Genomic DNA, 24,976 nt, shown 5'->3' on the forward strand with positions numbered 1-24,976 from the left:
CTTAACCTGTCAGTGTTTCTATTGTCTAATATATAACAATATCTATCATATGTCAATATATTGTCAAATAACTGATTATTATTAAATATTATCTTGTTCTGATGTAACATATGCTAATTATGTTTGACTTCCCCATTGACACTTGCTATACTAATTAAAAAGATGCAAACGATTATGGGGGTGCAATAATGCCGATAAAACCATTGAAAATCAAAAGCCTGTTCCTTGCTGCCGCCCGGGAAATTGCCGATCATGTTGATATTCTGACTGATCTGGATTGTGCGCTGGGTGATGGAGATCATGGCACCACTATGAAGAAGCTGACAAAAGTAATGACTGCTGAAATCGAAACCTGGAATGACACCACCAACCTGAAAGCGGGGTTGAAATCGCTCAATGATGCTCTGGAAGATGTCAGCGGCGGTTCCGCTGGCCCCTTATTTGGCGCTTTTATTTATGGCATGGCGGAAGCAGCCGATCCCGATGCCCCATCCACCGATGCCTTTATTAAAAGTATCCTGCTTGGTGCCTATGACGAATTTTTTGCCACTTCCAAAGCTGTTGTTGGTGATAAATCAATGATGGATGCCATCTTCCCTGCCACTGAGGTGATCCGCAGCTCAACCGATGATATGAAAACAACCCTCGAAAATGCTGCTCAAGCGGCCCGGACCGGATCTGACAATACCGCCGGGATGCTGGCAAAATTTGGACGGGCCCGTTATATCGGAGATCGATGTTTAGGTCATAAGGATCCCGGTTCAGTTACCTTCGCCTATTTTTACGAAGGACTGGCCAAAGGATATTTAGCATAAATTTCATAATCTGAAGGGAGAAAAAAATGTACGAAATCATGCACGTTGGTGTTCCCGTTACGGAACCGGTATTGGAAGAGTTTTACGCTGAGGGATTAAAGGTTTATATCTCGGGACCGGACAATAACCCGCTCAAATTTGAGTATCTGAGATTTGAAGAAGGCACCCCATTTCATCCGGATGTGGTTAATTTTACCCACGTTGCCTATAAGGTTCCCAATATTGATGCCTTTATCAAGGATCACCAGGCGATCGTTTTGAACGAACGAATGACGGTTGATGAACATCTGGACATTGCCTTTGTCAAAGTCGATGGCACGGTGATTGAACTAATGGAAATGAAATAACGACTCCATTTAAACTATCCACAATAATAATTTAAGGGGGAAAATACAATGACAATGAAAAAGTTTATTAACAATCCTGATAACATTACGGCTGAATTATTAGAAGGTCTGGCTCTGGCAAACCCCAAAATTCTTGAGGTGACTGACCACAATCTAATCATCAACAAGGGTCTGGCAACTGCCGATCGGGTCACCATTGTCACCATCGGCGGAGCTGGTCACGAGCCGGCTCTGGAAGGCTTTGTCGGCGAAGGGATGATCGACATTTCGGTGGTTGGGGATATTTTTGCCGCACCGGGTTACAAGGCTGTGGTGGAAGCTCTGAAACTGGCCGATAAAGGCAAAGGTGTGCTTTTTGTGGTGCTGAACCATGCTGGCGATATGTTAGCTGGTGACCGAACCATGAAAGAAGTTGAAAAATTGGGACTAAACGTCATCAAGGTGGTCACCCAGGAAGATATTGCCAATGCGCCCCGCTCCGACGCTGCCAACCGACGTGGTCTGGTAGGCTGTGTACCCCTGTATAAGATCTGTGGTGCCGCTGCCGCCCAGGGCAAGTCTTTGGTAGAGGTCGCCGCCATTGCCCAGGATTTTGCGGACAATATGGCCACCATTGCGGTGGCTTGCAAAACTGCCACCCATCCTCAGAATGGGGCATCCTTTGCTGATCTCGGCGAAGATGAAATGGAAGTAGGCATGGGTCAGCATGGCGAAGGCGGTGGCGGACGCCAGAAAATGGCCACTGCCGACGAAACCGCAGTAATCATGGCCGAGGCTCTGGTCAAAGACCTGGATCTTAAATCTGGCGAAAATGTTATGGTCATCGTTAACGGAACCGGTGCCACCACGATTATGGAAATGCTGCTGGTCTTCCGTCGGGTTCATAAATATCTCAGTGAAAAGGGTATTAAAATTGTCGCCAATTGGGTTGAAGAGGTTCTGACGGTTCAGGAACAGGCTGGCTTCCAGCTGTTCTTTGCCCGGATGACTCCGGAAAACCTGGCTTATTGGGAAACCCCCGCCAAAACCCCTTATTTGAGTCGATAGTTATGGCAGATCAGGATTCAATCAAAAAAGCCAAAGACTTCGGATTTGACCAGCCCATGAAAAAACGGAATTTTCATGTCAAAGGGATGGACGATGTGGATTGGGGAATGAAAACCCGGCTGTCAAAAATATTTAATCCTAACAGCGGTCACACTGTGATGCTGGCCTTTGATCACGGTTATATCATGGGGCCTACCCAGGGATTGGAGCGGATGGATCTTGCTATTCCACCGCTTCAGGACTATGCGGATGTCCTGATGGCTACCCGTGGTGCCCTGCGAACCTGTATCCGGCCAGATCACGGCAAGGCCATTGCGCTGCGCTGCTCGGCCGGAAGTTCGGTCTTAAAAGAGGATATGAGCAAGGAAATCATTGGCGTCAACGTCGAAGACGCTATCCGGATGAATGCCACCTGTATGGCGATTCAGGCCTTTATTGGATCTGAAAACGAATGCCAGAGCATTGAAAATATTATCAAAACCGTCGATGCCGGTAACCGCTACGGCATCCCCACTCTAGGCGTTGTCGCAGTGGGCAAGGATATGGAACGAACCACCAAATATTTTTCTCTGGCCACCCGGATGCTGGCTGAATTCGGGGTGCAGATTGTCAAAGTTTATTATTGCGATAACTTTGAAGAGGTCACTGCGGCCTGTCCGGTACCCATTGTCATCGCCGGCGGCAAAAAGGTTCCCGAACAGGAAGCTCTGGAAATCACCTATCAGGCCATTCAAAAAGGCGCTGCCGGAGTAGATATGGGTCGAAACGTCTTCCAGGCCGACAATCCCGCTGCGATGATTCAGAGCATCCGCAAGGTTGTTCATGATGGCTTCACCGGCACCGAAGCCTTTGAATTTTACACCGATCTTTCTTCTCGTTGATCCATAAAAAAACTGTTATCGATGGTTTTCCGTCGATAACAGTTTTTATCTTTTTTATTTTTCTAGTCATTCCATTGGCAGTGAACCACATCGTCCCGATAATCTCGAATCACCAATAATCCGACTATTTCTGCTGCCGCTGCCAATTCATCGATGCTGATGGTCTCGCAACGAATATCTGCGGCCCGTCCCAGCAGATGAAAGGAGTGTTTTGATCCATCTACTTCGACATTACGCTTTTCACAGCGCACCCCGGAGATGATCTGCACCGTTTTTTTTAATTGTTTTTCCAACCCATCAATTTTTTCAACCAGCGTCGGATTCAACGATACGGAAAATCCATCGCAATATCTGCCCTGGCAATCACAGCGGTAGCATTTCCGATTAACAGACTTTTTCGGGCTAACCTGATCCTGTTCTTTTAGTAAATAAAACAAATCTTCGCTATTGAGCTTCTGATGAACCCGTGGACCTTTGGGGATCGTCTTCTCCATTGTTTAGGAATCCAGCTTAAGAACCGCCATAAATGCTTCTTGCGGTACTTCCACATTACCAACCTGACGCATGCGCTTCTTGCCCTCTTTTTGTTTTTCCAGCAGTTTTCGTTTACGGCTGATATCGCCACCATAACACTTGGCCAAAACATCTTTACGCATCGCCCGGATTGTTTCGCGGGCGACCACCTTGGTGCCAATGGCGGCCTGAACTGGGATCTCAAACATCTGCCGGGGAATTTCTTCTTTTAATTTTTTGACAATCAGTCGTCCCCGATTTGCGGCTTTTTCGCGGTGAACAATAAAGGATAGCGCATCCACCAGTTCGCCATTTAGCAGAATATCCAGTTTAACCAGATCAGACGGTCGATATTCTTTGATGTCATAGTCAAAGGAGGCATAACCCCGGGTTCGGGATTTAAGCGCATCAAAGAAATCATAAATAATCTCATTAAGGGGCAATTCATATTTCAGAATGACCCGGTTTTCTTCGACGTAATCCATGGTCAGATAAACGCCCCGTCGTTCCTGGCACAATTCCATAATCGCCCCCAGGTATTCAGACGGCACCATGATGTCAGCATTGACAATTGGTTCTTCCATGGTTTTAATTTCAACCGGATTTGGCAGATTCGCGGGATTATCCACCCACAATTCGGTGCCATCGGTTTTAATAACCTTATAAATAACACTAGGAGCGGTGGTGACCAGATCCAGATTGAATTCCCGTTCCAGTCGTTCCTGGATGATTTCCATATGAAGTAAACCGAGGAATCCACAGCGGAAACCAAACCCTAGCGCCATCGATGTTTCGGCCTCATAAAGTAGCGAGGCATCGTTTAATTGCAACTTAGCTAACGCTTCTTTCAAATCTTCATAACGCGAACCATCGGCCGGATAAATACCACAGAATACCATGGAGGTTACTTTTTTATAACCTGGCAAGGCTTCTTTAGCTGGGTTATTCGTTTCAGTGATGGTATCTCCGACCCGAGTGTCCCGGACATTTTTTATTCCGGCATTAACATAACCTACATCGCCGGCACATAGTTCATCGATGGGAATCAAACCACTGCCAAAAACCCCGACCTCATTGACTTCAAAGGTTTTACCGACGGCCATCATATCAATTTTCATACCCTTGCGGATTTTTCCCTGAATGACCCGAACCGAGGCAATAACTCCCAGATACTGATCATAATAGGAATCAAAAATCAAGGCTTGTAGTGGTGCATCTACATCGCCGATTGGTGGTGGCACTTTTTTGACAATGGCCTCCAATACTTCCCGGATATTAAGACCGGCTTTGGCTGAAATCAGCGGCGCATCCTGGGCTTCAATGCCGATGACATGTTCAATCTCATCCTTGACTCGCTGGGGATCGGCACTTAACAGGTCAATCTTGTTAATAACAGGGATAACCTCCAGATTGTTCTCCAGGGCTAGATAAACATTGGCAATGGTCTGGGCTTCAATACCCTGGGAGCCATCTACAATCAATAAGGCACCTTCACAGGCAGCCAGGCTTCGGGACACCTCATAGGTGAAATCCACATGACCGGGCGTATCAATCAGGTTTAAAATGTACTCTTCGCCGTCATCGGCAGTATACAGCAAGCGGACGGCCTGAAGCTTGATGGTAATTCCCCGCTCCCGTTCAATATCCATATTATCCAAAAACTGTTCTTCCATATCCCGTTTGCTCATCATCCCGGTGTCTTCAATCAGTCGATCCGCCAAGGTTGACTTGCCATGATCAATATGGGCAATGATGGAAAAATTTCGTGTATGTAATTGTTTGTTTGTCAATTTTTTGTCCTCTACTTTCAAATCTATATCAATGGCTGAACTATTCTGTAAATCCCTTATTTTTATACCTAGATCAATATTCTATCAAGAAATATTTTTTTTGTCACGTTTTTTCTTGATAATATTCTTTAAATGTGTTAGAATTGCTATGTTATAAATAAATGAGGGGGGTGAACCCATGGCTAACATTAAATCGGCTATGAAACGAGCTAAAACAAATGAAATCAGTCGTCTGCGAAATAAGATGGTAAAAACTAATCTTAAGACTTCTGTCAAAAAATTTGATCTTGCAGTTACTGAAGGTAACGTTGAAGCAGCGCAGGAAGCTTATCGTTTAGCATCAAAGAAAATTGATATGGCTGTTACAAAAGGTGTTTTACATAAAAACACAGCAGCACGTAAAAAAAGTACTTTGGCTAGAATTATCAACAAGATGACTGCTTAATTACCTCATTTATATATTCCCAAAACCCGTGTCTCTAGGGTCTATCCAAAGATGTACTTACTCAGGTACATCTTTTTTTGCGTGAAGGCAAAGAGGCAATCACAAGCTCGCTTGTAGTTGGCGACTGCCCACGAATCAACGATGGAGCAGAATCGTGGTTTATTGCCCAAAAGCCACCAACCTTCGTACCGATGTGTTAGATTATCAAAAAGATAACCTAGTACCGACAATTGTTACATCATGTTGTACGCATCGGGTCGGACATGGCGATAGCCTGTCCGATCCCGCAGCGAACAACAGATTAATAATTGGTCGGTACGGTAGTATATCGACAACCTCTCGCATCGGTACGAAGCGATCGGGATTTATCTGATCTTCATCAAAAATAATTCCAGGGCAAAATTCTGATCAATTTCCCCCAGTTTCATCTGGGCATCGAGATCTGCACCGATGACCATGATCTCCCACAAATTGTCGATGGGATAATTTTTGCCGTTTTTTAATATCTTATTGACAATAAAAGGGGCCAGTTTCATTTCCACCGCCACCGTTTTGGCCGGCAATCCCCGGCTGCTGTAAATCTTAACCATCAGGAGCATCCGGATTTGGCGCAACAGCAGACTGAAAACCCCAAAGGGGGATTCTCCTTCCAGATAAAAATGGTTGAGCATCAACAGAGCCTGATCTTTTTGGCCGCTGACCGCATAATCGATCAGTTTGAAGATCCCTTCTTCAATGGACTGGGGCAAGATCAGCAAGATATCTTCTTTACTTATCTCATTACGATCACCGGTGTAATCAATCAGGCTGTTGAGTTCGTTGTCCACCATCTCCATGGTTTTTTTCTCATTTATTAAATACATCGACCGCGAAATAAAGAGTTCCAATTCGGCACGGTTGATTTTTTTTTCGGCATTCTTGACCCGGCGGATGATCCAGGCCTGCAGATCACTGGCATCGAGTTTCTCAAACACCACCAGAGAGCCAGCTTTGGTCAGATTTTTGTACAGTTTTTTGCGCTTGTCCGGCTGTTCCCAGTAGATAATTAACAGCGTCGACGGACAGGGTTTCTCCAGATAGGCCGCAATCCGATCCAAATCCTTTTTATCGCTAATCTTATCTAATTGCGCCTCTTCCCGGACAATGACCATCCGCTTATTGCTCATCATCGGCAGCGTTTCGCAGGTGGCCAGCAGTTCTGAAATATCCAGATTCTTATCACTGTAGGTGGTCAGATTTAAGGGTTCCAGGCCCTTGGCCAGTTCTGTGCCGATCAGCGTTTTTTCCATCATATGGCCAATGTACTGTTCCGGGCCGGTGAATAAATAAACCGGACTGATCTCCTGATTTTTCACACATTTATTGAGTTCTTTATAATTCACAGCATTTCTCCATTAATTTACGTTAAGTCTTGTTATTATATTGATATTATTTGATAATTTTTGAATTTTCATTCGCATAATTCTTGATCTGAATGAATTCTCCGTTGCTGGTAATTTCCACGGCGCCCTTTTGATCGGTTCGCAATACCGTGATTGCTTCCTCGTCCAGACGATCCATCACCTCATCGCTGGGATGGTTAAAGGAATTATTTGCGCCCACCGAAATCACCGCTGTTTCCGGGTCAATCGCCTGAATAAATTCCCGAGTGGATGAGGTTTTGCTACCATGATGGGGGATTTTGATGATCTGAAATCCCTTTTCAGTACTAAGGGCTTGTAATTCTGCGGCCAGCTGTTTTTCGACCTCGGCTTCGATATCACCGCATAACAGCAAATTGATATTTTGATAGGAAACCGTCATCACCAGCGAAGCATTGTTCTGCTGGTCGTCCTCTTTAGGAACGATCTGTCCTTCGGGATTATACACCTTAATGGTCACGCCGTCACTCCCTTCAATCACCGATCCCTTTTTTAATAAGGAAACCGGAACCAGCTGCTGACTCCGGAGTTTTTGATTATTTGTCTGGACACTCATAAACAGATTCTTGACCGGATAGCCATCAAAGACCAGTTCTTCAACGCCCTGGCTGTGATCGACATGATTATGGGTTAAAAAGATGGCATCCAGTTCCCGGATATTTTTAGAATACAAGGCCGGATACAGCACCTGGTCTGAAACCCGGTTGGATCGTTCAAACAGATAGCCGCCGCCATCGACCAGATAATTCAGCCCGCCCGGGGTCTCAATCAAAATACTGTCACCCTGACCGACATCCAGAAAGGTGACCACCAGATTTCTGGGAAACAGCGGGGTTGCCATCACGATCAGCACTAGCACCAGTCCCAAACTCATTACCGTGTTTCGGACGTAAGGCTGGCGGAGATAAAAATAGCCTGAAATCAGAAAGACCAGCAGTAAAAACAGCCCGGTTTCAGCCAGAGATAATCCGCCCCGGTTGACCCACAAAAAATTGGCAACCGCTCCCAGATCATTGATGCCATTCAGTACCACGATGATCGATTCCCCTAAAAACGTCACTGGTACCGACAAAATGGGGGCTAAAAAAGGAGCGATGGAAGCAATCACCAGAAATCCCATCCCAGCCAGCAGAAATACGCCGATCAGCGGTACCACCAGCAAATTGGAAAAGAAGCTTATCAGCGTAAAGCTGTTAAAATGATATAGCAGAATCGGCAGAGTGCCCACCGTGGCACAAAAAGTCAGAACCAGTCCCTGAACCACCGGTCCCGGTTTAATTTTATGATGCACCCGCTTTTTATTGCGATGTTTTTCATAAGCGTACAACAACGGACCATAAAACAGGATAATCCCCAGCACCGCTCCCATGGATAGTTGGAATCCGGCCTGAAAAAGCTGGGCCGGCCAGATAGCTAGAATCACCAGTCCGGCCAGACACAGCAAATTCAAAGCATCCCGTTCCCGATGAATTCCCTGTCCCCAGGTCAAACACAAGAGCATGATCGACGCCCGAATCACCGGCGCTGCAAACCCGGTGAGGGCAACGTAAAACAACAAAGCCGGAGCCAGAAAAATCATCCAGTAGCGCTTGTTGATTTTTACGGTCATAAGAAGAAAAGACAGTGCCAGGAACACATACCCGACATGAAGTCCGGACACCGATAAAACATGGGTGACGCCGGCATCCTGAAAGCTCTTTGCGAGATCCTCATTGATATTTTTTTCACCAAATACCACACCCTTGAGTAAATCTGATACATCTTGTGAAAAACTGGCATCCGATTGATTCTCAAGGGCTCTTTTGATGCCCAATATCTGATAATATAATGTTGTTTCCTGACCGATTCGTTCAACATTTTCCGGCTTGACCGTCAGCAACCCGTCTATTGACTGAGATTTGAGATATAGTGCATAATCAAAGCCGCCAGGATTTCTTTTGCCGGCCGGTTGCGACAGTTTGCCCTTTAATAATAGCAGATCGCCGGGAGCAAAGTCCAGTTGCAGCTCTTCCTCGGTCTTTGACACTTCATGCTCCCCTATCGTGTCCTCATCAGCCTGAAAATAGATGGCCGCCCTAATCCCTGTTGCATTCTCGCAACGATTGTTTTCATCAGCGGTAGTGACTATTTCTTTAGCTGTCAGATTGATACTCAAACGATTTTCGGTGCGGATCGGGTAATCAGTGACCACTGCGATGAGGGAGACATCATTCTGATAATAGTTTTCCAGCGGATCCGTCTCCGGGAAGGCTCCGTAACCCCAAAATACGCCTACCCCAAATAAACTAAGGACAAATACCATCTGGATTATTTTGATATTACTCAGCAAAAACGGCATCACCGCCATTAGGCCAACAAAGCCCAGCAGCGCCCAAATCGGTAAGCGGTAATAAACTGCGACAATCCCCAGACAAAGGGTGACAAATCCCCATAATAATGGTCGCTTCATTTAACTAGACTTAACGGGTCCATTATTGCCAAGTATCGTTAATTTCATTTTCAATACCCCTTTATCCAACGATTTTTATCTTAATTATACACTGATTATCTTTTTTTAGTACCGGGAACGCTGTTTTTTTTAAGATATTTTGTTATAATGAGAAAATAGATTAAAAGACAACTTGAAAGAAGGGATCGCTAATGATTGATTTAACTACCAATGGATTTTATGCATCCGATGAGGCGAAGCTGACTTATTACGAAACCCCCTGTCCGACCGAACCAATGGGCGTTGTGCTGATCGTTCACGGCATGGCTGAACATGCCCGACGCTATCGTGAATTTATGGATTTTTTATATCAAAATCACTACCTGGCAGTCATCCACGATCAGCGGGGCCATGGCCAAACCGGCAAAGACTCTGGTGACCCGGGTTTTTTTTCTGCCGGCAATGGCTGGAAACGGGTTGTCTCAGATGTCAAAGAAATCTCCGGTATGCTCAAAGATACCTACCCGCAGCTGCCGCTGTTTATCGTCGGTCACAGCATGGGATCGGTGGTAACCCGAACTGCGGTCATTGATTACTCCGAGCTCTATCATGGGGCGGTTATTATCGGCACCACCGTGGGTATCAGCAATTTTATGCGCAAAGCCGCCAGCGTTATTGCCCGCCGGGAGATCCGAAAAAAGGGTGAAAAAACGCCATCCAAACTGCTGTCCGACCTTTCCTTTGGCAGCTATAATAAAAAATTCAAACCCAACCGAACCGAATATGATTGGATCTCTATGAGCAAAACCAATGTGGATGCTTACATAAAAGATTCCCTGTGCGGTTTCACCTGCAGTGCCGGATTTTACCGGGATTTATTTTACGGTCTTGACTATACCACTAAAGATGCCAATCTGAAAAAGATCCCCAATGATTTCCCCTTCCTTTTTTTAGCCGGACGGGATGATCCTGTTGGCGGCATGGGCAAAGAGGTGACTAAACTCACCCAGCAGCTAAGGAGAGCCGGGGTTTTGGATGTTGATCTGATTCTTTACCCGCTAATGCGACATGAAATTCTTAACGAAGATAAACGCAATCTTGTCTATGAGGATGTGCTGCGGTTTTTAAACGCTCATTCATTATCTAAATAAAAAGGAGGTCCAACGATGACTCAGAAAATATATGTCTTCGGACACCGGAATCCGGACACCGATTCCATTTGTTCCGCTATTGCCTACGCCCATTTAAAACAGGCTCTGGGCCACACCCAGGTCTTTCCGGCCCGGCTAGGACCAATTAATAAAGAAACCCAGTTTATCCTGGATACCTTTCAAATCGATTTACCCGAACTGATCAAAGACGTCAAACCTCAGGTTTCGGATCTGGTTCTCACCGATTTTTCAATGGCCTGTGAAAATAACTCAGTGTCTAAAACCATGAACCAGATCATTGATCACCCCGGCCGCTCCCTACCTGTCATTAGTGACGAAGAAAAACTCATCGGCATGGTTTCCCTTTCCGACATTATCCCAGCCTACACCGATGCTTTTTCTAAATCCCTGCTTCGGGACAGCGAAACCCCACTGGATAACATTATTGAATTGCTGGAAGCCCAGGTTTACGGGTCAATCAAGTCCGAGATGGTTCAGGGAGATGTTTATACCATCACCGAAATCGAGGATGACCAGACCTTAAGCAGCCAGGACATTCTGGTCACGGTTCAGCAGAAGCTATATATGAACCGCGCCTTTGCCACCGGTGCCGGGATCATCATTGTTTCCAATGCGTCACCGGACATCGTCTTCCATATTCCCGATGACTATCAGGGGGCTGTTCTGATTGTGACCTTCGGCCCCTTCGAAGTCATCCGACTGCTCTGCCAGGGGATTCCAATCAAAAACTATTACCAGAAAAATCATCTGGAGTATTTCATGACTTATGAAACCATTGATGATGTCAAAAAGAACATGCTGACCTCTGAACATGAACGTTTCCCGGTGGTAAATGTCGACGGAAAGGTCATTTCAACCATTTCACGGAGTAACCTCATCGACTTCAGTCGAAAAAAAATAATTCTGGTCGACCATAATGAACGGAACCAATCGATTATCGGGGTGGAAGAAGCCGAAATCATTGAAGTTATCGACCATCATCGGGTGGCCGAAATACAAACCGCCACACCACTGTACCTTCGCATTGAACCGGTTGGCTGTACAGCTACCATCGTTGCAAAAATGTACCATGAAAATAAGATCGTCATCCCCAAAGATATGGCTGGACTGATGCTTAGTGCGATCATCTCAGATACGCTATTATTTAATTCACCTACCTGCACCAAAGACGACCGTACCGTGGCCCGGGAATTGGGTAAGATTCTAAATATCGATGTTAAGAGTTATGGTGAAAAGATGCTGGTAGCCGGCAGTAATTTAAAAGAAATGCCCCCATCAGAAATCATCTCCACCGATCGGAAATTGTTCACCATGGGCTCTTATAAAATTGGTGTATCGCAAATTAACACCGGCGACTTCCGGGGTATTTTTGATAAACTGGATGGGGTTCTGCAGGAAATGAACAAACTATGTGCTGAGGAAAGCCTGGATCTGGCCATTTTAATGGTTACCGACATTATTTTAGGTGGCTCCGAGCTGATCATCGCCGGGGAGGCTAAAAATCTTGCTCAGCTGGCTTTTGGTTTCCAGCCGGGAGAATTCAGCAAGTACATGAATGGTGTTTTTTCGCGAAAAAAACAGATTGTACCACCGCTGATGAACGCCTCTGCTTATTAGTATATTGGTGATAAAGATGCTTACAAACAAATCCAAAATAAACACTGGCCTTCGCTTGTTGATTTTACTCCTACTCTCTGGTTTGATACCACTGATATTAACCGGTTGTGTGGAAAAAGAACTGATCAACGATCCCACAACCGGTTCAATATTGCCTACCAAAAATTCAGAATCCCTGATGGATGGCCAGTACTCTGCCGCTACAAAATATTATGATGCCAGAGGTTATGCCCAGCAATTGAACATTTTAATTAAAAACGGAGTAATTACCCGGGTCAATTTAAAAGAAATCGATAAAAACAAAGCCGATCGCCTGACTGTCGAGGGTTCTGATAAAACCTGGGCCAATCTGGCTGTCGCTAATTTAGGTTCCCTCTATCTCCGTCTCTATAATGAACTGATGCTTTCCCAGAATCCTGATGAAATAGACGCTATCTCTGGTGCGACTCAAACATCTGAACGATATGTCAAATTATCCGTGGCAATTCTAAATAATGCCACGAAAGGTGATCACGAACCAATAAAAATTGACACCCTCGATACTTATTCAATCACCAGCGCCGCTGATCACGATGGTTATCAGGGATTACTTCAAGCCTCTTTTAATGGATCAACTTTAGTCTCCCTGAATTATGATGAAATTATAACGGAAGACGGAAAATCAAAACGTAAATCAACTGATCCCTCAACAAGCACAGAATTTAATGCTTTATTTGACACAATAACCGAGACCGCAATTACCAGTCAATCACTGGAATCCCCATTTCCAGCCAATGAACCATCCCCTGAAAAAGCCAAATACGGAGAATGTCTGCGCCTTTTGAGAGAGGCAAGAGCGCCCTTTTGATGCTTTAACCCTTTAAGATTTATTCCTTAAATTCAACCGCAAATCTTGACAAATGTTAAAGACGTGTTATAATAAATCAATAGGCAGTGCATTTATGCCAACAATTCTAAACTGAAAGAAGGTGAAAAAATGGAAAATAATACTTTTGGTACTCGATTAAAGGCGTTGCGGATTTCAAAACGATTAACTCAGGAGAATTTTGCCAATCTTTTCTATCTTAACAAAAGCTCCATTTCCAAGTATGAAAAAGATAAAAATCTACCGGAAAACCAATTACTGATAAAGATCGCTGATTTTTTTGAAGTTTCTGTTGACTATTTATTGTGTAGAACCGATCAGCCAAAGCTTTTGCCCAGCAACCCCAAACCGATGACCTGTGAAGAATTTTTAAAATCTTACGTTTTTTCCAACGAAGAAGTGGATTCCTTTTCTTCTTACTTCTCTTTCCCGGAAAGCTATAAGCAAGAAGTCCTGGATTTTATTAATTTCAAAAGTACTAGCGGAAAGTAAGTCAAAAACTACGAAAATTATGTTTAAATAACTTGTTATAAAACAAAAGAAACACGCCAAACGTGTTTCTTTTTTAATTTATTTTTTGATTGATCTCTTTTGATCAATGGATAACCGTCTCTGCATGGCAGTTTTTTTTGCAAAAATATAAGAGTCTGATTCAAATCAAACTCTTACCTATTTTACAGCTAATCTTTTATTCGCCCAACAGATAGGTTAAGGTAAATAAACTATCTGTGATGTTCACATTTTCGACAACAACATCACTGGGAACATCCAAATCCAGGGGACTAAAATTAAGTATGCCTTTCACACCTAATTCAGTTACCTGGGTCGCCACCTTCTGTCCCACCTCCCGGGGTACACACAAAATGGCAATGTCAATTTCATTCGCCTTGATAAAGGCATCAAGCTCTTCCATATGTTTTACAACCACACTACCAATAACCGTACCAACCGTTAATGGGTCAACATCGAATACGCCTTTTAGAATGACGCCTTCCCGTTTAAACCGTTCATAGTTTGCAATGGCATGACCCATATTACCACCACCGATAATAATGCAATTATATTCGCTATCAAGACCAAGGATCTCCTTGATAGCCTCCTTTAATTCCCCGACATTATAGCCATAACCCTGTTGGCCATAACCCCCGAACGAATTTAAATCCTGTCGAATTTGAGAAGCTGTCAATCCCATTAAACTTGCTAATTCCCGGGATGATATTTTTTCGATATCATTGAGCTGTAAATCACTTAAATATTGGTAATACTTTGGCAACCGTTTAACAACGGTCATCGATACTTTCTTTGAGAAGCGATGCATGATAACTTCTCCTTTCTTTCGGATAATCGGTTAATTATATCAATATGTAGCAATTACGTCAAATTATTCATTTTATTTTAGGGCTTTTTTTGATAGAATAGTAAAAGTAAACCTAAATAACAGAACAAAAACGAAAAATAGGTGAAATAATGTTAATCAATATAGAAAATTTACATTTTAGTTATGGCATCCATGAAATTTTTAATGAACTAAATCTATCCATTAATGAAAAAAAACAGATCGGTCTCGTCGGCCGGAATGGAACTGGTAAATCAACCCTGCTCAAGCTGATTACCGGAGAACTGGTTCCCGACACCGGGCGAATCAGCAAAAAAAATGGGTTGACCATCAGTTATTTATCCCAAGAATCCAATATCGCTGAAAACACTACCTTAATTGAAATGCTCACTGATGTTTTTAAGCCACTGATCGAGATGGAACAACGAATGAAACATATCGGCGATGCCATTGCCCACTCTGCGGGCGAGGATCAGGAAAAACTGATGCTGGAGTTTGGGGAGCTTCAGGAAAGCTTCGCTGAAAAACATGGTTACGAATATCCCAGCCGGATCCGCGGCGTCATCAATGGCCTCGGTTTTAAACCTGAAGATCAGGACAAAGCCTTCTCGATGCTCAGTGGTGGTGAAAAAACCCGGGCTACCCTGGGTCAGATCCTCCTTCAGGAACCGGAACTGCTCTTATTGGATGAGCCCACCAACTACCTGGATATCGATGCTTTGCAATGGCTGGAACAATATCTGAAGAATTACCCCGGAACCTTTATCATCGTCTCCCATGACCGCTATTTTATTGACAAGGTCTGTACTTCAATCATTGAGGTGACGCAGCCGAACGTTAAAGAGTATAATGGGAATTATACCCAATATGCTGTTAAAAAACGCCAGGATATGATGGAACAAAACCATCAATTTCAACAGCAGATGAAAGAAATCAAACACCAACAGGAAGTCATTGACCGGTTCCGGGCCTACAACTCCATCAAAAGCTCTAAACGGGCTTCCAGCCGGGAAAAAGCGCTCAGTAAGATTGAGTTGCTCGACAAAGTCGAAACTGCTCATAACAGCCATTTCAGCTTTATCCCCCGGGTTAAAAGCGGCAATGACGTTTTGGCGGTGACCGGAATTAAAAAATCCTTTGGTGATCGTCTGCTTTTTCAGAATATGAACTTTGAAATTCATCGGGGCGACAAAATCGGCATCATCGGACCCAATGGCGCCGGTAAAACAACTCTCTTTCGCATTTTGCAGAAAAAGTTAGCCGCCGATGCCGGCGAAATCCGTCTGGGTCAGAAGGTTCATATCGGCTATTTCGATCAGGAACATCAGGATCTGAAGAAATTCTACAATGAAAATCTGCTCGAAGCCCTGTGGGATGTTGATTCAAAACTAACGGAAGGTGAACTGCGAAATATCCTGGCGGCCTTTTTATTTGTCGGCGATGAGGTCTTCAAACCGATCAACACCCTGTCTGGCGGCGAAAAAGCCCGTTTGCTGCTGGCCCGGCTGATGATTTCCCAGTCTAATTTCCTACTGATGGATGAACCGACCAATCATATTGACATGGATACCAAAGAAATTCTTGAAAATGCCTTGAGTCAATATGAGGGCACGCTACTGTTTATCTCCCATGACCGGTATTTTTTGAACCGGATTTCAACTCAGATCTACCAGTTTTCAGCTGATGGAATGGAAATTCATTTGGGCAACTACGACGATTATGTAAAACATAAGACCGATGCCTCAGAACGGGAAGCTGTTCTGGCTGAAGAAAACAAAACGATTGTAACCAAAACGCAACAGAAAACCGATCGTAAGAGGCAAAAAGAAGAGGAAGCCCGTGTTCGACTCTTAAAGAAACAGGTTAAGGAAATTGAAGAAGCAATTCTGGTGATGGAACAGAAAATCGAAGCCATTGAAACAACTATGTGTGCCCCGGATTTCTATGATAACCTCACCCTGGCCGCAGAAATCAATCTGTCCTATGAGGATTTCAAACAGCAATTGTCTGAACTTACCGATTCCTGGGAGATCGCCTTAATGGCCCTGGAAGTCGAGTAATTTTAGCGATTAGCTCTGAATTAAATAAAAAATTGTTAGCACAAAATTTTGATAAAATAAAATTTTCACTAAATATCTGGAGGAAAAAATGGAACTGACAACTAATGAAAAAAGAGTGTTAAATACCTTGTTTAAAGAAGTCAAAGGCACTACCCGCAATACCATGCTGATTGCTCTTTATGCCGCTAAACCCACCGATGACGAATCGCCGGATGCCCAGGCCATGATCACATTGTTAAACGGCCTGATCATCAAACTATCAGAATTGGAACCGCCTGAAATGGAAATTTTATTCGCTGGCATCCCCTACGATGTTGACTAAACTGCGCTAAAACCAGAAAACAAAAGGCAGCCTCGCAAGAGACTGCCTTTTTGATTGCTTTAATTTAATTATGCTAGTTCTTTACTAATGTAGCCTGAGGCTTACATCATTGGCATTCCGCCCATACCGCCTGGCATTCCGCCCATACCAGCATCTTCGCTAGGAAGATCAGCAACAGCTACTTCAGTGGTTAAGAACATTGCTGAAACACTGGCTGCATTTTGAATCGCCGAACGGGTTACCTTGGTTGGGTCAATAATTCCCGCCTTGAACATATCAACAAATTCGCCTTTAGCAGCATCATAGCCAACGCCAACTGCTTTGCCAGCCATTTGTGAAACGATAACAGAACCTTCAAGTCCGGCATTTTCAGCAATTTGGCGCATTGGTTCTTCGATCGCTCGACGAATAATATAGGCGCCAGTTTTTTCGTCACCTTCCAGAGTTTCGATTAAAGCATCAACCTTTGGAATCGCATTGATGTAAGCTGTACCACCGCCGGATACAACGCCTTCTTCAACCGCTGCCCGAGTCGCATTTAAGGCATCTTCAATACGGTATTTGATTTCTTTCAGTTCAGTTTCGGTGGCTGCACCAACCTGGATAACAGCTACGCCACCAGATAATTTAGCCAAACGTTCCTGTAATTTTTCTTTATCATATTCTGAAGAAGTTTCGGGAATCTGAGCTTTGATCTGACGAATTCGTTCTTCAACAGCATCTTTGTTTCCGCTTCCTTCAACAATAATGGTATCTTCTTTATCAACTTTTACCTGACGAGCACGGCCTAATTGTTCAATAGTTGTCGTTTTTAATTCTAAGCCTAATTCGTCAGAGATAACTTCTCCGCCGGTTAATGCGGCAATATCAGCCAGCATTGCTTTACGTCGATCACCAAAGCCTGGGGCTTTTACAGCGACACAGTTAAAGGTTCCCCGTAATTTATTAACAACCAGGGTGGCCAGTGCTTCGCCTTCAACGTCTTCAGCAATGATTAACAGTTTGCTGCCAGACTGTACGATTTGTTCTAAAACTGGTAAGATTTCCTGAATGTTGGAGATTTTCTTATCAGTGATTAAGATATATGGATTATCAAGGATAGCAACCATTTTTTCAGTGTCTGTTACCATATAAGCTGATAAGTAACCACGGTCAAATTGCATCCCTTCGGTAAATTCAAGTTCAGTACCCATGCCTTTGCCTTCTTCAACAGTGATAACACCGTCATCGCCGACTTTGTCCATGGCTTCGGAAATCAGTTTTCCAATTTCGGCATCAGCTGCAGAAATGGATGCAACCTGGGCGATTGCTTCTTTACTTTCGATTTTTTTACTGTTCGCTTTTAACTCTTCAACAACAGCTATAACTGCTTTTTCAATCCCTTTTTTCAGTACCATTGGGTTTGCGCCGGCAACAACATTGCGGTTACCTTCACGGACAATTGCCTGAGCCAATAAGGTTGCTGTGGTTGTTCCGTCACCAGCGACGTCGTTTGTTTTGGTAGCAACTTCTTTAACCAGCTGAGCACCCATATTTTCAAAGGCATCTTCCAGTTCAATTTCTTTGGCAATGGTTACCCCATCATTGGTGATGGTTGGTGAACCATATGATTTAGCTAAAATAACATTTCTTCCTTTTGGTCCTAATGTCACCTTAACGGTATCTGCTAATTTATCTACACCAGTAATCAGTGCTGCTCTGGCGTCTTCACGAAATCTAATCTCTTTAGCCATATTATTTTCCTCCTGTTTTTTTTAATTTTATTATTCTACGATTGCTAAAATATCAGCTTGACGAATGATTAAGAATTCTTCTTCTCCGATTTTAACTTCATTACCGGAATATTTGGAATAGATAACTTCATCATCCACTTTTACGTCCAATGGCACTTTTTTGCCATCGATAATTTCTCCAGTTCCAACTGCAACTACTTTACCCTGCTGTGGTTTTTCCTGGGCAGATCCTGGTAAAACAATTCCACCTAAAGTTTTTACTTCTTCAGCTTTAACTTTAATTACTACTTTGTCACCTAAAGGTCTTAAACTCATTTTTTCCTCCATTTGATTATATTGGGTACGCTGTACCTTTTATTTCATTTATTAGCACTCATTCATCTTGAGTGCTAATAGTATTTTAAATGATTTACAGTTTGATTGCAAGTTTTTTTTCCCATTTTTACAATCTTAATTTTTTTTAAGATTGTTTTAATTTTTAAAGAGGGTACTATTCTCTTTATATAAATGCGTTTACCCTTTTATCATCAGGTCTTATTCGCTGTAAACTTTATTGTCGGGTTCCAATTTTCAGACCCGGGATGCCGTTGAGGCTCAGGTCACTTTCTTCCCCATTTATATAATTATAGTAGGCCATGGAGCCAATCATCGCAGCGTTGTCGGTACATAGAATCGGATCAGGATAGTACAGGGTCATGCCCGCTTCGGCAGCTGCCTGTCCCATCATTTTTCTCAACAGGGAATTACAGGACACGCCGCCAGCCATACAGATGGTCTTCATACCGATGCTGTTAGCACAGGAAATGGTTTTGCTCACCAATACCTCGATGACAGCCAGCTGAAAAGATGCCGCCACATCATCGGGATTGATCGCTTCATTTTTCATTTTCTTGCCGTTGAGGTAATTCAGCACTGCTGATTTCAAACCGCTGAAGCTGAAATCATACCGTGTTTTATCCAGCATCACCCTGGGAAAAGCGATAGCCTCCGGGTTGCCATTCTTGGCCGCAGCATCAATCGCCGGGCCACCGGGATAACCCAGCCCCAAAACCCGGGAAATTTTATCAAAGGCCTCGCCGGCGGCATCATCGATAGTTCGACCCAACACTTTAAAGGTCTGGTAATCTTCGACCAAGACCAGATGACTGTGGCCGCCGGATACCACCAAGGTTAAAAAGGGCGGTGTGAGCTCCGGATACTGGAGAAAATTAGCAGCGATATGGCCTTCAATATGGTGTACGCCAATCAGCGGCTTCCCCAGACTATAAGCCATCGCTTTAGCGGTGGAGAGACCAATCAGCAGTGCCCCCACCAGACCCGGACCATTGGTCACGGCAATGGCGTCCATCTCGGCCAGGGAAAGCCTGCTTTCTGCCAGGGCTTCATCGATGATATAGGGCAGTTTGGTGACATGGTTTCGGGAGGCAATCTCCGGCACCACACCCCCATATTTTTGATGAATATCAATCTGGGAATAAATCCGATTGGTCAATATTTTCCGGCCATCTTCGACAATGGCCACGGATGTTTCGTCACAGGATGTCTCAATACTAAGAATTTTCATGTTTACCTCGATTAGAATTACATTTTTTTATTCGCTTTTTTTCATTAAACAAGACCAGCCCTGATCCCAGAGTGGTGAGTCCCAGGGGCATCAGGATGTAGATGACCATCCGGCCGATCATTGCGAAGAAGAAGGGCTCGGGGACAATCCAGATCAGTCGGTCGGTGGAGGGGTTCATTATCCATAAGTCGTTGGCAAAAAACAGCTGATGGAAAAGAATGAAGGTGTCGTTGAAATTAAAAATAAAACTCGCTCCAACTATCAGCAATATCACCATAAAAATGGCTGAGCCATAGAACAAGGCCTTGATGATGGCCTTATTATTATATTTCAATAGTATCAGAAAGGCTATCAGTGCCAGAATCAGGGTGGCGTCCCGAAGGCCGAGAAAGAATAACAGCAGATCTCTGACGTCATCCATATGGGTGATTTCTTTGTCATTGAAAATGGACACATGATCCACAACGTTTTTGGCATTTTCCGGCGCCAAACGGGCTTTGATGTCAAAATCCTGCCGGTCTCCTTTGAGGTAACTGATGATTTCATTAACGACCAGATCCATATCCGGAGGATAAATACCGGTATTTTCTGTGACCTGATTTTTCCTCATCTGATCCATGTAAAAAGCTTTGTCAAACACCACCGCTTCAATACCGCTGATAAAAGTAATAACCGGAACCAGAACTCCCAGCAGCACTGCAACTATTTTGATGGTTTTATTCAAGTCCATACCTCCACATGATGATTCCGTCCATTCCCGTACCATAGTAGTCTTTTCGTCGGCCTTCCCGGGTAAACTTATTTTTAAGATAAAAATTAATCGCCGGCTGATTATCCCCTCTAACCTCCAGGGTCATCCCCACACAGCCTTTTTCCAGCGCCAGCGCCAGCATCGCATTCATAATCCTTTGCCCAACCCCGGTCTGGCGATAGGTTTCCCGCACTGCGATATTAGTAATGTGCGCTTCGTCAAGCACCTGCCAGAAACCGCCAAAGCCAATAATTTCGCCATCCACTTCGGCGACAATATAATTGGAAAGGATGTTTTTTGTTTCCGCCTGATAGGAATCCTCGGTCCAATTATGTGAAAAACAGGCCTGATCCACCTTAAAAACTCCGGCTACATCCCGGGATTGCATTAAACGATAACTGATCATCATTTTTTATGCTCTTCGGCGTAAGAAGGCCGGATATAAAAGGGTTCCACTTCCCGATAATGGCTGGTCTCCCCTTTTAATGCTCGTTCTAAAACAAGGGTTCCCGCTGACGAGGCCCGATTCATATTGAGATAGTTGGGGACGATCCGGGCGGTTGGGATGGCTTCTTGCAGGATTTGTGAAAACCGGGGCAGGCCATCGCCTAAAAAATAGATAGTCTCATTTCTCGCTTTTAGAAAAGCAATGAGATCATCTATTTCCATCACCGCATCGGCCATATCCCGAACCAGATGGCCGTCTTCAAAATGAAAAACCCCGGTATATGTCTGGTTTCGCTGGGCATCCAGAACCGGGCAGATCAGGCCACCGGCAAAGGGAATATTCATGGCCAGACTTTCCAGCGTGGATACCCCCACCACCGGTTTATTCAGGGCCTGGGCAAACCCCTTAACGGTCGCCATACCAATGCGCAACCCGGTAAAGGAACCGGGACCGGATACGATGCCAAAAACATCAATATCCTGAATGGAAAGACCCCCATCACTGAGTAAATGATCGATAGCAATCATCAGTTTTTCCGAATGTTTTTTTTGATGATTGATAATCATTTCGCCGACTAATTTTTCTTCATTTAATATTGCAACTGATGCCACAATGGTGGATGTATCAATGGTGAGTGTATTCATCTTTTATCTTTCCTTCTTAAATTATATTATACTGAATTATACTAAGGTATTTGAAAATAATCCCTCAGCTTTATAAATAGAAGGTACCGATTATTGATTGTAAAATAATCGGTACACGTTTTCTTCAATCGTCTTACTTCTTTTTATGTTTTGCCAGGGCTTTGAGATCCCGATCGATACGCTTAAGCTTTTCGTCGGAAAAAAACTCATCAGGCAGTAATTTCTGCGCCTTATCAAAACAGATTCCCATTTTGATCGCCATTTGCAGATAGTCACTTTCAAAGGTTTCTTCGCCAAAATAATTTCTGAGAATCTTCATGACATCCTCGTCCTCGACCAGATCCCGGACTTTGGACTGAACGCAGAGGTATTCTTCCTCATTACCGCCGAAAAGACTTTTAAAAAAGCCCTTTTTCTTCTCGGTACAATTAACCAGTTTCTCAAAGGTAATCCCTTCCAGGGACTGATCCGAATTGACCAATTCGATAATCTTATCAATACACTCTTCGCTAAAGATTCCATTTGAAAATTCAACCAGTTTGCGTAGCGGTGTATTGGCCAGCATTGTCATAAAAAATTCGTCTTCTCGGCTCTGATCATCCCCCATAATCTCTTCAAAACCAGAAAGTAGCAGTTTAAAGATAGTCTGTCCCCGCTCTGTTTTTTCGAAATCACTGAGATAGGATAAGGGGTTGATCGGATGGATCAGATCTTTGGTAATCTGAACCGGATAGATAATCGGTAAATCCCGGCTGGATGACCCGATATAAATCTGGTGGCTACCCGACTCATGTTCCCAGGATTTGGTGGTAGGATTGTAATAGTTAAAGTCACTGAGTCCCAGCTCAAAGCAGACCTCGGCCGATCGCCCGCCGGGGATGAAGACCTTTTTAAAGCCACGAAGTTCCCGCAGCGGTCGCAGGATAGCAGTATCTGACTTACCGGTATAAAGTTGAATAATTTCTTTGCCATTTATTGCTCCGGTATTGGTGATCCGGCATTTAACGGTGACCGTTTTTTCGGCATCGATTGTTAGCTCATCTTCATCAATGGGCTCGTAGTTAAAATGCGTATAGCTAAGCCCAAATCCAAAGGGGAAGCGGACTTTCTTTTTAGTAAAGTCATAATAACGATAACCCACAAATATACTCTCGCCGTAAACAACCTCATCATGAATTCCCGGAAAATTAATGTAAGCCGGAGTATCTTCCAACCGCATCGGAATGGTTTCCGCCAGTTTGCCACAGAAATTATTTTCTCCTATTAAGAGTTTGGCAATGGCATCGCCGCCGGCCTGACCGCCTAAAAACATCTCAACGATGGCCTTGGGCTGGTGTTCCCAGCTCATATCCACGACACCGCCATTCTGAACAATTACCACCGTTTTAGGTTGGACCTCGCAGATCTTGTGAATCAGGGCAATCTGTTTTTTGGGCAGCTGCAAATGGGTACGGTCATAACCTTCCGATTCGTCATGATCCGGCAAGCCCAAAAATAACAAGGCCATCTCCGAGTTTTTCGCTACCTCCACCGCCTGCTCGGCCAGATGGAACTGCTCCACTACCTCATCATGAATATAGCCCTGATGAGGGAACAGTTGAATTTCGTCGCCCACCAGTTTTTTTATTCGTTCATAGGGTGAATCGATATGGAAGGGATTAATTTTTGAACTGCCGCTGCCCTGATAGCGGGGATCAAAGGCCATACTTCCGATAATCGCCAGCTTCTTGATTTTGTTCCGATCAATGGGCAGAATATTTTCTTCATTTTTAAGCAGCACCATACTTTCCACCGCTGCCAATTGGGCGATTTTATGATGCCCCTTTGGTTCAATTTCCAGATTAGTGGCATAGTTTCGGCGGTTTTCCTTGGCCTGAAAGGAAAACCGGATCAGCCGCTCCACCATTTCATTTATAATAGTGACTTTCAGTTTCCCTTCTTTGATCCGGTCAAATATCTTCTGATTATTGACACCACCATTACCAGGCATTTCCAGATCCATTCCGGCAAATACCCCTCGGACTCGGTCATAGACAGCCCCCCAATCGGACATGACGATCCCATCAAATCCCCACTCGTTCCTGAGCAATTGAGTCAGAAAGTAATGACTTTGAGAGACAAACTTGCCATTAATGCTGTTATAAGAACACATCACCGCCATCGGTTTTCCTTCTTTGACGGCGATCTCAAAGGGTTTTAAATAAATTTCCCGCAACGCCCGGACATCAATTTTTTCGTCCACGGTCATACGCCGGGTTTCCTGATTATTGGCCAGATAATGCTTGACCGTGGTTCCCACGCCATGATCTTTGGCTCCCATGATAAAACTTTTTCCCAATCGTCCTGACAGCAGCGGATCTTCTGAAAAATATTCAAAATTACGTCCACACAGGGGTGATCGCTTGATATTAATGCCGGGTCCTAAAATCAGGTCGACGCCCATACTCCGTGCCTCCAGCGCAATGGTTCGACCCAAAAATTCAAGCAGCCCTTCATCCCAGGAACAGGCGGAGAGCACCGCCGGCGGAAAACAGGTGGCTGGTTTACCCTGGGGAATCCCCAGCGCTCCTTCATTTTCAATCACCCGCATACCATGAGGACCATCAGCCATATACACCGGCTCGATGCCATATTTGGAATAGCCCACGGTTTCCCAGTCGGTTCGACCCGAACAGAGGGATACCATTTCTTCCAGACTCATATTTCTTCGTATCTTTTTAATTAATCCTTCATCCATGATAAATCATCTCCTTAATGGATTAACCAAACTAAAGCAA

23 protein-coding genes are annotated in these 24,976 nt (G+C 44.2%); 11 read left to right on the forward strand and 12 right to left on the reverse strand.

Annotated elements, in window-relative coordinates:
- Positions 1–188 precede the first annotated feature (188 nt).
- From Q7J41_RS08550 to lsrF, 4 genes are read left to right on the forward strand one after another with little or no spacing between them, the layout of a single operon-like run.
- Complete coding sequence (locus Q7J41_RS08550) at positions 189–815, forward strand: DAK2 domain-containing protein (RefSeq protein WP_304887127.1); 627 nt, start codon at positions 189–191, stop codon at positions 813–815.
- 26 nt (positions 816–841) lie between these two features.
- Positions 842–1,162, forward strand: a complete 321-nt coding sequence (locus Q7J41_RS08555) for a VOC family protein (protein ID WP_304887129.1) — start codon at positions 842–844, stop codon at positions 1,160–1,162.
- A 48-nt stretch (positions 1,163–1,210) separates the two neighbouring features.
- Positions 1,211–2,209 carry a dihydroxyacetone kinase subunit DhaK gene (locus tag Q7J41_RS08560; RefSeq protein ID WP_304887130.1) on the forward strand — a complete coding sequence of 333 codons (999 nt, stop codon included), beginning with the start codon at positions 1,211–1,213 and terminating at the stop codon, positions 2,207–2,209.
- A 2-nt stretch (positions 2,210–2,211) separates the two neighbouring features.
- Positions 2,212–3,090 carry a 3-hydroxy-5-phosphonooxypentane-2,4-dione thiolase gene (lsrF, locus tag Q7J41_RS08565; protein ID WP_304887132.1) on the forward strand — a complete coding sequence of 293 codons (879 nt, stop codon included), beginning with the start codon at positions 2,212–2,214 and terminating at the stop codon, positions 3,088–3,090.
- A 62-nt stretch (positions 3,091–3,152) separates the two neighbouring features.
- Here lsrF and Q7J41_RS08570 read toward each other — a convergent pair whose 3' ends face one another.
- Both Q7J41_RS08570 and lepA read right to left on the reverse strand, forming a co-directional pair.
- Complete coding sequence (locus Q7J41_RS08570; protein WP_304887133.1) at positions 3,153–3,584, reverse strand: D-Ala-D-Ala carboxypeptidase family metallohydrolase; 432 nt, start codon at positions 3,582–3,584, stop codon at positions 3,153–3,155.
- A 3-nt stretch (positions 3,585–3,587) separates the two neighbouring features.
- On the reverse strand, positions 3,588–5,393 hold the full coding sequence (gene lepA / locus Q7J41_RS08575) for a translation elongation factor 4 (protein WP_304887135.1): 1,806 nt from the start codon (positions 5,391–5,393) through the stop codon (positions 3,588–3,590).
- 178 nt (positions 5,394–5,571) lie between these two features.
- On the opposite strand from lepA, the gene rpsT reads away from it, so the two are divergent.
- The gene (rpsT, locus tag Q7J41_RS08580; protein ID WP_304887136.1) at positions 5,572–5,838 is read left to right on the forward strand and encodes a 30S ribosomal protein S20; all 267 of its coding nucleotides are present in this window, start codon (positions 5,572–5,574) and stop codon (positions 5,836–5,838) included.
- A 365-nt stretch (positions 5,839–6,203) separates the two neighbouring features.
- Here rpsT and holA read toward each other — a convergent pair whose 3' ends face one another.
- Both holA and Q7J41_RS08590 read right to left on the reverse strand, forming a co-directional pair.
- Complete coding sequence (gene holA, locus Q7J41_RS08585) at positions 6,204–7,220, reverse strand: DNA polymerase III subunit delta (protein WP_304887138.1); 1,017 nt, start codon at positions 7,218–7,220, stop codon at positions 6,204–6,206.
- 46 nt (positions 7,221–7,266) lie between these two features.
- Positions 7,267–9,708 carry a DNA internalization-related competence protein ComEC/Rec2 gene (locus tag Q7J41_RS08590; RefSeq protein ID WP_304887139.1) on the reverse strand — a complete coding sequence of 814 codons (2,442 nt, stop codon included), beginning with the start codon at positions 9,706–9,708 and terminating at the stop codon, positions 7,267–7,269.
- A 191-nt stretch (positions 9,709–9,899) separates the two neighbouring features.
- On the opposite strand from Q7J41_RS08590, the gene Q7J41_RS08595 reads away from it, so the two are divergent.
- The 4 genes from Q7J41_RS08595 to Q7J41_RS08610 all read left to right on the forward strand — a co-directional run bounded on the left by Q7J41_RS08595 (position 9,900) and on the right by Q7J41_RS08610 (position 13,833).
- Positions 9,900–10,838: an alpha/beta fold hydrolase gene (locus Q7J41_RS08595; RefSeq protein ID WP_304887141.1), complete on the forward strand. Its 939-nt coding sequence runs from the start codon at positions 9,900–9,902 to the stop codon at positions 10,836–10,838.
- A 15-nt stretch (positions 10,839–10,853) separates the two neighbouring features.
- The gene (locus Q7J41_RS08600; protein ID WP_304887144.1) at positions 10,854–12,476 is read left to right on the forward strand and encodes a putative manganese-dependent inorganic diphosphatase; all 1,623 of its coding nucleotides are present in this window, start codon (positions 10,854–10,856) and stop codon (positions 12,474–12,476) included.
- 16 nt (positions 12,477–12,492) lie between these two features.
- Positions 12,493–13,323 (forward strand): hypothetical protein, encoded by an 831-nt coding sequence (locus Q7J41_RS08605; protein ID WP_304887146.1) that lies wholly within the window; start codon positions 12,493–12,495, stop codon positions 13,321–13,323.
- A 129-nt stretch (positions 13,324–13,452) separates the two neighbouring features.
- Positions 13,453–13,833 carry a helix-turn-helix domain-containing protein gene (locus Q7J41_RS08610; protein WP_304887148.1) on the forward strand — a complete coding sequence of 127 codons (381 nt, stop codon included), beginning with the start codon at positions 13,453–13,455 and terminating at the stop codon, positions 13,831–13,833.
- 196 nt (positions 13,834–14,029) lie between these two features.
- Here Q7J41_RS08610 and Q7J41_RS08615 read toward each other — a convergent pair whose 3' ends face one another.
- On the reverse strand, positions 14,030–14,659 hold the full coding sequence (locus tag Q7J41_RS08615; protein ID WP_304887150.1) for a redox-sensing transcriptional repressor Rex: 630 nt from the start codon (positions 14,657–14,659) through the stop codon (positions 14,030–14,032).
- A gap of 149 nt (positions 14,660–14,808) precedes the next feature.
- Here Q7J41_RS08615 and abc-f point away from each other — a divergent pair, with 149 nt between their 5' ends.
- Positions 14,809–16,737 carry a ribosomal protection-like ABC-F family protein gene (gene abc-f / locus Q7J41_RS08620; RefSeq protein WP_304887152.1) on the forward strand — a complete coding sequence of 643 codons (1,929 nt, stop codon included), beginning with the start codon at positions 14,809–14,811 and terminating at the stop codon, positions 16,735–16,737.
- An 88-nt stretch (positions 16,738–16,825) separates the two neighbouring features.
- Entirely contained in the window at positions 16,826–17,059 is a 234-nt protein-coding gene (locus Q7J41_RS08625; protein ID WP_304887154.1) for a hypothetical protein, read from the forward strand.
- Positions 17,060–17,160: 101 nt separating this feature from the next.
- On the opposite strand, the gene groL is transcribed toward Q7J41_RS08625, so the two are convergent.
- From groL to Q7J41_RS08660, 7 genes are all read right to left on the reverse strand, one after another.
- A complete protein-coding gene (groL, locus tag Q7J41_RS08630; protein WP_304887156.1) occupies positions 17,161–18,792 on the reverse strand; it encodes a chaperonin GroEL in 1,632 nt (543 codons plus the stop codon).
- Positions 18,793–18,822: 30 nt separating this feature from the next.
- The gene (gene groES, locus Q7J41_RS08635) at positions 18,823–19,107 is read right to left on the reverse strand and encodes a co-chaperone GroES (protein ID WP_304887158.1); all 285 of its coding nucleotides are present in this window, start codon (positions 19,105–19,107) and stop codon (positions 18,823–18,825) included.
- 235 nt (positions 19,108–19,342) lie between these two features.
- Positions 19,343–20,356, reverse strand: a complete 1,014-nt coding sequence (gene tsaD / locus Q7J41_RS08640; protein ID WP_304887160.1) for a tRNA (adenosine(37)-N6)-threonylcarbamoyltransferase complex transferase subunit TsaD — start codon at positions 20,354–20,356, stop codon at positions 19,343–19,345.
- Positions 20,343–21,080: a TIGR01906 family membrane protein gene (locus Q7J41_RS08645; protein WP_304887162.1), complete on the reverse strand. Its 738-nt coding sequence runs from the start codon at positions 21,078–21,080 to the stop codon at positions 20,343–20,345. The genes tsaD and Q7J41_RS08645 overlap by 14 nt, the downstream gene beginning before the upstream one ends.
- Positions 21,073–21,516, reverse strand: coding sequence for a ribosomal protein S18-alanine N-acetyltransferase (gene rimI / locus Q7J41_RS08650; RefSeq protein WP_304887164.1), 444 nt, complete (start codon positions 21,514–21,516; stop codon positions 21,073–21,075). Before rimI ends, Q7J41_RS08645 begins: the two co-directional genes overlap by 8 nt.
- Entirely contained in the window at positions 21,513–22,199 is a 687-nt protein-coding gene (gene tsaB, locus Q7J41_RS08655) for a tRNA (adenosine(37)-N6)-threonylcarbamoyltransferase complex dimerization subunit type 1 TsaB (protein WP_304887166.1), read from the reverse strand. Before tsaB ends, rimI begins: the two co-directional genes overlap by 4 nt.
- A gap of 133 nt (positions 22,200–22,332) precedes the next feature.
- Positions 22,333–24,936: a glycoside hydrolase family 3 C-terminal domain-containing protein gene (locus Q7J41_RS08660; protein ID WP_304887168.1), complete on the reverse strand. Its 2,604-nt coding sequence runs from the start codon at positions 24,934–24,936 to the stop codon at positions 22,333–22,335.
- Between the last annotated feature and the right edge of the window lie 40 nt (positions 24,937–24,976).

It is taken from the genome of Acetobacterium sp., from assembly GCF_030652775.1.
Taxonomy (GTDB): Bacteria; Bacillota; Clostridia; order Eubacteriales; family Eubacteriaceae; genus Acetobacterium.